Source organism: Serratia sp. CoH_122_TC_1, from assembly GCF_058191755.1.
The window spans coordinates 1-10,471 of the sequence record NZ_JBXWLA010000036.1; the positions used below are offsets into that span (position 1 = coordinate 1).

The 10,471-nt window shown below is 54.8% G+C and carries 13 protein-coding genes; all 13 read right to left on the reverse strand.

Translation table 11 applies throughout. The annotated features are described in order from the left end of the window. Positions 1-248 precede the first annotated feature (248 nt). Positions 249-692: a helix-turn-helix domain-containing protein gene (locus tag AC2FC2_RS26365; RefSeq protein WP_127147056.1), complete on the reverse strand. Its 444-nt coding sequence runs from the start codon at positions 690-692 to the stop codon at positions 249-251. Next, entirely contained in the window at positions 689-1,000 is a 312-nt protein-coding gene (locus AC2FC2_RS26370; RefSeq protein WP_017891116.1) for a type II toxin-antitoxin system HigB family toxin, read from the reverse strand. Before AC2FC2_RS26370 ends, AC2FC2_RS26365 begins: the two co-directional genes overlap by 4 nt. 114 nt (positions 1,001-1,114) lie before the next feature. After that, positions 1,115-1,843, reverse strand: coding sequence for a plasmid SOS inhibition protein A (locus AC2FC2_RS26375; RefSeq protein WP_130016780.1), 729 nt, complete (start codon positions 1,841-1,843; stop codon positions 1,115-1,117). After that, positions 1,840-2,304 (reverse strand): conjugation system SOS inhibitor PsiB, encoded by a 465-nt coding sequence (gene psiB / locus AC2FC2_RS26380; protein ID WP_130016781.1) that lies wholly within the window; start codon positions 2,302-2,304, stop codon positions 1,840-1,842. The genes AC2FC2_RS26375 and psiB overlap by 4 nt, the downstream gene beginning before the upstream one ends. A gap of 40 nt (positions 2,305-2,344) precedes the next feature. Then, positions 2,345-4,381: a ParB/RepB/Spo0J family partition protein gene (locus AC2FC2_RS26385; RefSeq protein ID WP_130016782.1), complete on the reverse strand. Its 2,037-nt coding sequence runs from the start codon at positions 4,379-4,381 to the stop codon at positions 2,345-2,347. A 682-nt stretch (positions 4,382-5,063) separates the two neighbouring features. Next, positions 5,064-5,570, reverse strand: coding sequence for an antirestriction protein (locus AC2FC2_RS26390; protein ID WP_130016783.1), 507 nt, complete (start codon positions 5,568-5,570; stop codon positions 5,064-5,066). A gap of 326 nt (positions 5,571-5,896) precedes the next feature. Continuing rightward, positions 5,897-6,133, reverse strand: coding sequence for a hypothetical protein (locus AC2FC2_RS26395; RefSeq protein ID WP_130016784.1), 237 nt, complete (start codon positions 6,131-6,133; stop codon positions 5,897-5,899). Between the two features lie 53 nt (positions 6,134-6,186). Beyond that, on the reverse strand, positions 6,187-6,594 hold the full coding sequence (locus AC2FC2_RS26400) for a DUF1281 family ferredoxin-like fold protein (RefSeq protein ID WP_165366320.1): 408 nt from the start codon (positions 6,592-6,594) through the stop codon (positions 6,187-6,189). A 423-nt stretch (positions 6,595-7,017) separates the two neighbouring features. Then, complete coding sequence (locus AC2FC2_RS26405; protein ID WP_130016787.1) at positions 7,018-7,575, reverse strand: helix-turn-helix domain-containing protein; 558 nt, start codon at positions 7,573-7,575, stop codon at positions 7,018-7,020. Positions 7,576-7,659: 84 nt separating this feature from the next. After that, the gene (locus AC2FC2_RS26410; protein ID WP_129935331.1) at positions 7,660-8,064 is read right to left on the reverse strand and encodes a plasmid partitioning/stability family protein; all 405 of its coding nucleotides are present in this window, start codon (positions 8,062-8,064) and stop codon (positions 7,660-7,662) included. Positions 8,065-8,066: 2 nt separating this feature from the next. Beyond that, a complete protein-coding gene (parM, locus tag AC2FC2_RS26415) occupies positions 8,067-9,041 on the reverse strand; it encodes a plasmid segregation protein ParM domain-containing protein (RefSeq protein WP_130016788.1) in 975 nt (324 codons plus the stop codon). 256 nt (positions 9,042-9,297) lie between these two features. After that, positions 9,298-9,639, reverse strand: coding sequence for a DUF3085 domain-containing protein (locus AC2FC2_RS26420; RefSeq protein ID WP_165366319.1), 342 nt, complete (start codon positions 9,637-9,639; stop codon positions 9,298-9,300). A gap of 45 nt (positions 9,640-9,684) precedes the next feature. After that, entirely contained in the window at positions 9,685-10,188 is a 504-nt protein-coding gene (locus AC2FC2_RS26425) for a hypothetical protein (protein ID WP_130016790.1), read from the reverse strand. Positions 10,189-10,471 lie beyond the last annotated feature (283 nt).

Sequence of the window (10,471 nt, forward strand, 5' to 3'; positions counted from 1 at the left end):
TGCCTGGCGGCATCAGCGAACGACCGCACAAGCGGTCGGGCAGTGAAAGCGGCGCAGGCGACAGCCTGCTGCAAGCGTTGGGTGCATTGGTTCCTGCCGGCTCAACGCCGGTTGGAACCAACAGGGCAGTGAAAAAAGAAAACGCACAGCAGGACGACGGATAAAAGAAACGGCGCCACAGGCGCCGTCTCACGATGTCAGTCGTTAGGGGGTTGGTCAGACAGGTCACCAGAAACCCGTCCTTCCCATCAGATAAACAAATCAGCAGGGACATCAAAACGCGTCGCCAGCGCCTTAATGTGCTGCACAGTCAACGCACGGCGACCACTGAGAATGTTACTGACATTACTTTTAGACCCCAATTCATCTTCCAGATCAGCCGCTTTCAAACCATGCTGATCCATCAGGGTACGCAACGCGGCGACCCCGGTAGGGATCTCCGCCAAGCGGCGGTTAAACGCCTCAAATTCCGGGGCGCTGTTTTCATACTCTGTAATTTTGGCCGCAAGCGGTTCAAAAAGCGGGTTGCTCAGCTCGTCGCGATCGACAAGATACTCAATCAGCTCAAGCGCTTTTTTGTATTCAGCCTCGCTTTTATCACCCGTCATCAGAGGAATGCATTTCACCGCGTTGGCAAATGTCGCGATCATGCCTTCGGCACTGGCGGCGTCGATATGAGTGGCAACAGTCATTCTTTATGCTCCCTATAATACTTGGTTAACTTGTCGTATTCGGCATGAGTCGCAATGTGCTTAACAAAAACCTTTTGTTTTTCAAAGTCAATGAAGGCCATAAGCCGCAGCGTATTGCCGGACACATCGATAACCCACCACTTTTTACGGTACTTGAAGTTATCCAGTGACGGGATCGCTCTTTTCATTTCATCCGGGCTGTTGAAGGTCTTTTTTTCCAGAACCCGCATCAAATCCAGAAGCGCCAATGCGCTATTAGGGTATTTACCGGCAGCCTCGTTAAACGGCTGTCTGCTAATTACATGCACTGCAGATCCCTCTACCCTGTTTTCATCTTGAAAACATTGTACTCTTCAATCGCATTGTTTTCAAGTTGAAAACTATTATTTTCTTCATTGAGCGCGTATTTCAAGCCGCTCCCCTCATACCTTACGTGGCAGTTTATTCGGAATAAGCAACGCGTTGAATGCCCGTTCGTCATCAGTCAAATCAGCTTCAACCTGCTGCAATCTTTCCATCACCGCCCACAGCGCATCAGATTTGTAATGCTGCAGGTTACAGCCAGCCATGCGCGGAAACCGCTCGAACCACGCGAAAAATCCCTCGGTCAGGTCGTCCTCGTAAATGTCGCGCTTGCTCCAGTACGCATACCATGCGCCGACCGTACTTGGCGTTACAAACGCCAGTTCAACTTCGGCCTGCGCCAGCTGATTCTGATAGCGACGGCGCTGTTGCTGTTTTTCCCTCGACTGCCAACGGTCTTTCCGTTCGGCCTGCATATCCCACTTTCGTTCCCGCCGTTCCCGGCAAAGTTCGCCATAGGCGGGGAACAGGGTTGCAGCAACATCGCCGGACAGCGGAAGTGGACTATATTGGCCACCGCTCTCAATAAGCCTGTCCAGCGCCTCAATGTATTGCTGGATGGATGATCCACCCCGCTCATCCGGGAAATAGTTTGACGATATTTGGCGAATATCGCTCGCTAAAATCTGCCCTCGACCGTTGTTCAGAACCTTGAAAAAGGCTTTGGCATACGGAAACGCGGCGAGCCGCTTGCCCTGCTCTTTCTTACGCTCGACCAACACCACGGCATGGACGGCGGCTTGCTGATATTCGTTGACTGGCACCAGTGCGCGATTATTCGGGATCATACGCAAAATCCCCCCATTCTCAGCGCAACCGCCAGTTTCTCCGGGCGGGTGAATCCATGACGGTAGTACTTACCGACCACGTTCAATACCCGATTAATCGTCTCCGGCTCAAAATTGTCAGCGGTATGCACCCAGGCAATGCAGTCGCCCTGGTTAGCGGTTAACGATGTTCCCTGGTACGGAAGAACAGCAGACCAGCCCGGCACATCCGCCCCCGCGCTACACAGATAAATCGCGGTAACATCATCCCCCTTCGGGCTAATCCGACACACCACGGGTACCTGCCCACAAAATTCGCACACCTCTTCTGCGTTCGCTACCCACCCCTTCGGCAGCGCCAGCGCACCCAGCACCGCATTGTTCAGCATTCTCCGCCACGCCCTGCACCGATCGCGATACTCTTCCAGTTCGGTAGCACTCATCCCGGTTAACTGCTCAAGGCTCAATCTTTGATTTTTCATGGTTTTGCTCTGCCGCCTTCCGGCGGCAGCTCCCTGTCAGTTAGGCGGCAGCGCGGACGTCAGCAGCAGAATCAGTGTTGAGGGGAGTCCCCGTATCAGTGGAACTCTCCAGCACGGGCTGCGGCGGCGCTGCGGGTGACATGCAGACGGGCAACCAAGAGGTCTCTTTCAGCACGGCCTCGGCGAACTCCGCCGCTTCTTTGCGTTTCATGCCCTCGGCGTCGCTGGCATTACCGGCGCGACCAGCACTGTTGAGTGCGTCAACAATCTGGTCTTTGGCGATGCGTGAAAAATAGTTGGCAGAGGTCGGTCTCCACCAATCGCCGATCTGGAAGTTCAGCGCCTTCTCAACACGCGCCAGCTTGGTACCCACGCGGTTGTCATGCAATTGGCACTCTCTGCCATCGAGACCGTGGGAAACACAGTAGGCCAGCAGCGCCAGCACGTCTTCCTGTGGCCATTCCAGTAACCAGTCGAACCCGTCGACCCACTCCTGCGGAAAACGACTCAGCCAGCTCTCATGCAGCGCGTTCAGCGTCTGGTTAGCGAGGCCGTTTTCACTGCCTGCGTCCGCGGATTGGTTCAGGCAGTTGCTGCGTTGGCTGTCCACGGAGGTATGCAGTTCGCTGAAATACCTCTTTCCAAAGATCCGGCGTGTCAATGTGAAGGTGTGCAGGACAAGAGCAACCATCGAATTTTGTGCCAGCGAGGCGGCAACGGCCAGAGTGCGTTCGGCAGACAGACTGTTGACCAACACCTGCGATAACCCTTTCTCTGAGGGTGGGGTTTCTTTATTGGCTTTTTCACGCTCGGTTTTCTCAACCAGCTCGATGTCTTCCATCTTCATCAAACCGCGTTGGATATTAATTTTTCCGTCTTGCAGATAGGCAACCACACCCGCCGTGTCGCGTACATCCAGCGACCATTTGTTGATTTCAGCGTGTTCGTTGATCTCGGCAAGACGTGCGTTAATTTGCCCGATACGCGGGGTATGCTCCCACTCGTCGTCGGCATCAGCGCCCTCGAGCTGGCTTTCGAGCAATTTTTTCTCAGACTCCAGTTGATCAACTTCTGCATTCTGCTCGTCGCTCAACGTGGCATGGGCATAGAGCACGTCGAAAACCTTTGCATCCTCACCCCAGCTCCTCACTTCCTTGCACCGGCCTTGTGCCCAAGCCCAACCTTCTTCTTTAGCGACAACGTCCGCCGCGTCCTGCAGCTTGGCAAGCGCCATCGTTTCCAACTGCAACCGATTTGTCAGGATGATGCTGTCAGCAAACAAATCTTCACGGGTTTCACCGCCTGCCGCTTGGTAGGCTTCCAGCCCAACGAAATCGACCAAATCACTCTCTACCGCTGACACTTCATCGTTCAGCACGCTTTCACGCAACGCCTTGGGTGTACGGTATTGCTCGTAATAATGACCCTTTTCCCATGCCTGAATCTGACGCGGGTGATCATCGGTAGCGCCCAGTGCGGCTAACTGGTCAAAATTGATGTCGTTGGTTTTCAGCAGTTCCAGCAGGGCTGGCGCGACGGTCGTCAACTTGAGGCATTTTTTGACATGAGCCGTGCTGTAACCAAGGATGGCACCGATCCGCTCTACAGACGTTCCCTTTTCCGCCATGACGCGGAAGCTTTCCAGTTGGTCAGCTGGCTCCAGATTAGAGCGCTGTACGTTTTCCGCGATGGAGATGGCATGAGCGTCGTCTTCACTCACTACCAAGACGGCTACCCTGAATTCTGGCGTCACCGGAACGCCTGCCGCAGACCGGCCCTGTTCCATCAGCATGTTGAGGCCCAAACGGCGGGTTTCACCGGCAGCAACCCCGTACAACCCATCAGCCATGAGATACACGACGAGATTCTGCAGCAGCCCAGCGCCTTCAATACTGGCCGCTCGCCCTTCAATATCTGCCTTCGTGCGGGGCGTTATGCGCGCATTGAGATCCGTCGCAGCCAGCTCTTTGAGCATGACATATTTCAACTCGGCCTGAGCCAGAGTCGCTTCAACAAACTGAGCAGCATCCGTCTTCACGGTTTTTTTTGCACTAGGCTTGGTCGTGGTCTTGGACATGGGTAATTCCTCCATCAGTGATAAAACGTGCCCAGAATCCGCCCTATCCGGCTTCTTTCTGGTGTATTCCCCTTTTGGCTTTTTGCCGGCGCGGGGAGTCTGGCGCCGTGACACAAAGACCGGGACGGGGTATCAGCTGACGGAACAAGGGCGGTGCCGCAGGCCGCAGCGCAAGCGAGTGAACGACCGGAGGGAAGGAAAGAGTGCGAACGGGTGAGGACACCGGCGAAGCGACCCCTTGTGCTGTCGGCGCCCCGGCCCAGCGTCTGTCACGGAGACAGTCTCCATGCGCTGCAGCCGCAGACTGGGGGAGACAGCGGAAAGAGCCAGGCCTTTAGCCTGGCAGCCTTAGCGACCGGCCGCATAGGCGGTCGGGCAGTGAAAGCGGCGCCGGCAATAAGCCGGCTGCAAGCGCCTTGCCTTGACCTTTAGCCATCAGACCCTAGCGATAGCCCGAAACCCGCAGGGGTTCGGCGGAGTCTGAGACGCCGGTAAACCGGCGGAACTGACGGAGTGGGGCTGACGACCCGGCACCGCCGGGGAGCCGAACGGGGGCCATAGCCCTTGATCTTCGAACATAAAGAGGATGTGAGCTAAAACAAAATCGACGCCAAACGCATCGCCCATGGCTCAGAAAATAAACGTCAGGGAGAAGATCCGGGCAGAACGCCCGGACAATAATTCAATCAATTGCGCGAAAAATCAGCGCTCTCTCAGGGTGACTTATGATGCTGACATAATCTTTTAGCGCATCCTGACGGTCGATAAGTCCCTGACAGGTCAACGCATATTCGCTTCCCATCTCGGAAACCTTCCAGGCAAGCTGATTCAATACAAACAGGGTCGCTATAATTCCAGCGGCATCGGCCGAGACCTCTGCATCGAAGTAGTTCCCCGGAATACTCAGCCTGTACGTGCCCTCAGTCGGGGCAATGTAGCCCGTTGGCCGGGTTGTTATGATATCCGTCCACGGCGCGACATGGCCGCTTAACCCGCGCGGAACCTCGTAAAAAGCCCACATGCCCCCCTCGTAATTACTGTGTTTATGCAGAAAGCTGATCGCCATACTCTCACCCAGCGGCGTCGCAAACAGCCTCGGAACAAAGGCCAAACGGCATCGTGCATCGGTAACTTCGATTTTGGTCACGGATCCCGCATCGGATTGGACGGTATTTACTGAGGTATTCATTGCTTCTCTCCGGCTTCTTTATGGTGCCCCTTTCCGCTATTTATGAGTGCGGGGAGCACGTTGCTGTGACACCAGACTGCCCCGTTCCATCAGGGGCAGAAACAAGGGCGATACCGAGGCCGCAGCGCAAACACCCGCCCCTCGGGAGGGGGGCGAACGGGGGAGGAAGCGGGCGTTAGCCTGTACCCTTGTTGATGAACCGGAACAGGGCAATGTCTGTCACAGCAAAAGTGATCACCGCCGACAGCACGTATAACAAGGCTCAGAGTGAAGCCGTTGGCAACGGCTTTCCTTAGCGGCCGCCAATGGCGGCCAGTGAAAGCGATCTATCCTTCCGCTTTGACGATATCAATCGCGTGCTGGATAGCATCCCAGTTGATCCCAAAATTGGCATCATGGTTGTCATGAACGATTTCCATCGCCGCCTCAATTTCGCAGGCAGTCAGCGCACCGTCTAACTCAAGAAAATCATCATCCAGCCAAAAACTGCCCACACACAAAGCGTCTTCGGGATAGCGTTTTAAACGGGTAATCAGCCCTGCAATCGTCATTCGTTCAAACATTGTGGTATTTCCTTTTGTGCCAAAAAGCGCCCCAAAGGGGCGCAACCGCCGTATTACCCGCCGTAATTCGGGACGTTACCTAACACATATTCCGGGCCAACAACCTCGGCGTAACCGTATTCATCACGCTCTTCTGACCATTCCAAATCGTCACTGGCACTGTCGATATATTCACCACATGCATAGACGTGATAACCGCAGAACCCCTCACCTGCCTCACTGAACGTATGAATGACGTGACAGGAAAACTGTTTACTCAGCGCCCGGATATCGGCACATTCCGGAGGAGCCCACCGTGTATCAAAATCAATCTGCACAGTCCCTTCAAAGGCCATCACATCGACATCTGCCTCGTTGAAAAAACTCACCTCCCCTTCGTCCCGGGCAAAATCGGTCACGGCGGTCAGTTGGTCTGGGTTTCCAGTCACGATAATTCGGTTTGCACACCAGTTAGGCATCATTCTTCTCCAGTCAGGTTATCGGATATCGGCTTGCGCCGTAGCCAAAACACAGACGTGCGCAAAGCGGAGAATGCAGGGGCCGTACCGCAGGCCGCAGCGCAAATGACCGACCGCAGGGAGGGAGTGCGAACGGGAGAGGATACGGGCAACGCGAACCCTTGCAGGCGTAGCGGCACGGCTACGTTCGGGCTACGGCGTAAGCCCAGGCGACGCCATATCATTTTGATCCCCGCCTGCAGGGCGGAAAAAGGGAGAAAGCGCGGAGGTTAATATCAGGGGATCGGTCGCGGCCGGTTCGAGGCCGGCAGTGACCGTTGGGAGGAAAAAGGAAAATGACAAGACAGACGGGAGCGCGATGTTTCGGGGCCCCGGCCCTGCCGGGGATCCTTTTCGTGGCCAGCCCTGGCCACCATAAACCCTGTGCTAGTTCACGTCGATATTGACCAGTTGATCCAGCACCTGCAGTAGCCTGGCACACGGATAGGTTGACCAGACCGGCAACAACGTGGCCAGCGTAACGGCCTGGGCGGCCAACATCAACCGACGCGGCAAAGGCCCCTGCTCATAGTGCTTGACGGTCCGCAGCGAAACACCAAGATAATCCGCGGTCTGTTTTTGCGTCCAGCCCAGCGAACCCCGCCAGGCCTTCATACCTGCAGAAGGCATAACAAGCGATACCACGCCTCTGGACTGGGGTGTTATCTGGTCATGCCGCGTCAGCGCCTGCAGTTGCAAGACGATTTGCGGTGGGTCCATCCGGAGCAAATCGGGGAGCAGGCGGATCAACATCAGTGTCTGGATCCCCAGACGCGCCGATCGGGACACGCCACTATTTTCATAGGTTCGGTAAGTCCGTTCTGACACCCCCAGAGCATGAGCTGCATCCTCTTGCCGCCAATGGCTACCAGGACGTAGCGAACGCGCCTCAGACAGCGTAAAATATTGACCGGCACGCCATAATCTCAATTCAAAAACATCCATGCATTGCCATCCTTTCTAAAAAACAGGCAATTTATGCACCCTGAAACGCGATAACAAACACATAATCCGGCAATAATTGCCCCCTTAGAGCAATTTACCCAGTTTCTTGCGCGCCTCTCCCAGGGGAGCCAATTCGCTCGGCTGTTGAACAGGTTCGACCGGAACCACCGATCGACAATCCTCACCGGACAACGCCGTAATCACGTCGCGGATCGCCGCCATATCGGGTTTCCAGCCGGTTGTCTGGCTGACCAGGTTGACCAGCTGTTCGCTGGTCAACTGGCCGTTATACATCGTGGCCAGCAACACCGGTAATCGTGGGTCGAGCTGATGTAATGCCGCCGTTGTGATGATGGCATTACGCAGGAAATCCCCGCGTACTCGCTGCGAAATGGATTCAACCACATCCAGGGCATGGCGATCGGCTTCGCAGTCCAGCTGCAAATAGCTGGTAAATTTACGGCGGGTATCACTGCTGTTATCGCTCACGGTTATCCCTCTTGTTTATACAATGCCATTTCACTCGCCAGCGCCATTTGCGGGCTTTCGACCAGCGTTATACGCTCTGCCGGCAGTTTCCAGGCTTTTCTTACCGCAGATTCTATCAGCGGAGCGCCCCCACCGACCAGCCAAACCCGGTTAACGTGGCGGAATCGCGCCAGTTCGTTCACCACACGATCGCCAAGCCGGGTGATACCGTGCTCTATCGCGGCGATAACGTCATCAACCCGGGAAGCATCATTAATCAGCTGTGACAAAAAGGCGCGATCATGGCGGCGTTGGATCACCGTATCCGCCACATAGGCGCTCGTATCGCTGTCCGCCATACGCAGCGCCGTCAGCGCGGCCTGCGTCACCATCGAAACACCCAGGGTGGGATTACCGTGGATCGCCATCACATCGTCGAACTGCCCGACAATGACTCCGGCATCGAGCGTCGTACCGCCCAAATCGATAACCAGGGACGTTTCCAGCGGCCCAACATTCTCCCGCACCAAGGGAGAAAACACCGCAGGCAGGGATTCTGGCATCACTTCAACAGCCGCCACGGTAAAGGCCTCCCCCTTGTTCAACGTCACAGGCCGAAGCAGATTGTCGATTTTTCGCTGAATATTAACCGTGTTTTTCTGACAGTCTTCGGTATAAAACTCACTGATCGGCAATGTGACGGTCAGCTTAACCGCTTGTGGCTCAACACCACTGTTTAGCAAGGCATGATGCACCGCCAGGAGATTGGTATCACCGTACTGATACTCAATGTGGGTCGTGCTGATCGCCTGTTGGCTGACATCGTCAAAGGTGTACTTTACGCCATCAACGAGATAGTTGAACGTGCGACGGCTGCCGATACCATCGATTTTCCATCCCTGACGGAAAGAATTGGGTGACAAGGTCGTGCGTAAATCCCCCGCCACATACCAGGCCAGTTTCACATTGGTAGAGCCATCATCACAGCAAATATGCATTTCACACTCCTTTAGTTACTCAATTTGAGTATCATTATAAGAAAAACATAGACTACATCAAGATATAGTTACTCATTTTGAGTAAATTTAAATACTCAATATGAGTTTGTTATGTACTCACTCGCGTCGTTACGCATCAAACTGAGTCACTTTATGATTGAAGAACCCCCTACTGGCTCCATTGAAACTCAGCATGAGTATCAATGGAGCTTTATCACGCCGCGGTGTTGTCATTAACGCGAACCGGGCAACACTCTTAACCCACCGACGTCATACAGAACTCGGTTTGTGTAATGAGAAACTCAAGATGACCTTGTTTCTCGAGCAGATGGTCAAAGGTCGGATCGTTCGACGGAAGGCGTTCCATAAAGTCGTCCCCACCACATAACCGGCAGGCGTCATCAAACACGTCGCCACTGTCACGGATCGTCGGATCCAACCCTTCGGCGTAGGCCAATAACCGCTTTCCTTTGGTACGCGCTGCCGCCATCAAATACACGCCTTCATCCTTGACCAGCAGCACATCACACCCCTGTTGACGTGCTTGCGTGATCACCTCAAATGTCTTTTTACCTTTGAAACAAATCTTGTTATTCATAGCGATATCCAATTTTTTAATGGGCGACATTCATCGCCCTGATGATTATTTGTAGACTTCGGCGATGACGGTGGTCAGTGCATTCTGGTTCGACAACGGCTCCAGACGAGCACTCAGCAGGACCAGTTCTGTTGCCAGTAAGCTGGCGGCAACGCTGAGATGTTGATCATGCTGTTTTCGACTATTGATGTAGCTCAGCAGGGCGAATGCAGCATCCGGGTGACTTGCCTCCATCGCGGTAAACCCGGTGGTTTCCGCGTCAAAGTGCCCCATCGCTGTCAGTAATACTGCCTGTCGCCATAACGGAAAATCGGCATAAACACCGGCGGTGTGCAGGTGTTGTCCAAGGTGGAAGAGATCGGCCATCAAATCGCTGAAAACCGAGGTGACATCGCGATCATCGCCCGGGCATCGTTCCAGGAACGCCAATACGGCTTCCGCCGCCCCAGAGACGCGGACCAAAGTGGCCTCCGTCGCCTCATCCTGCAGCGTACTGCTCGTCTGGTTGGTGGCCAGTTCGGCCAGAACTTCTTTCAATAATTTCGTCATAAACCCTCCCGTTTCGACTTCTTTCTGGTGTATACCCCTTTTGGCTCTTTGCCGGCGCGGGGTGACTGGCGCCGTGACAACATGACCGGGACGGGGTATCAGCTGACGATGCAAGGGCGGGACCGCAAGCCGCATGCGCAAGCGAATGACCACCGGGAGAGAGTGCGAACGGGTGAGGATACCGGCGAAGCGTACCCTTGTGACGGCGGCGCCCCGGCCCAGGGTCAGTCACGGGGACGGACGCCTTGCGCGTAGCCAGGGCTAAGGGAATACACCAGAAAGG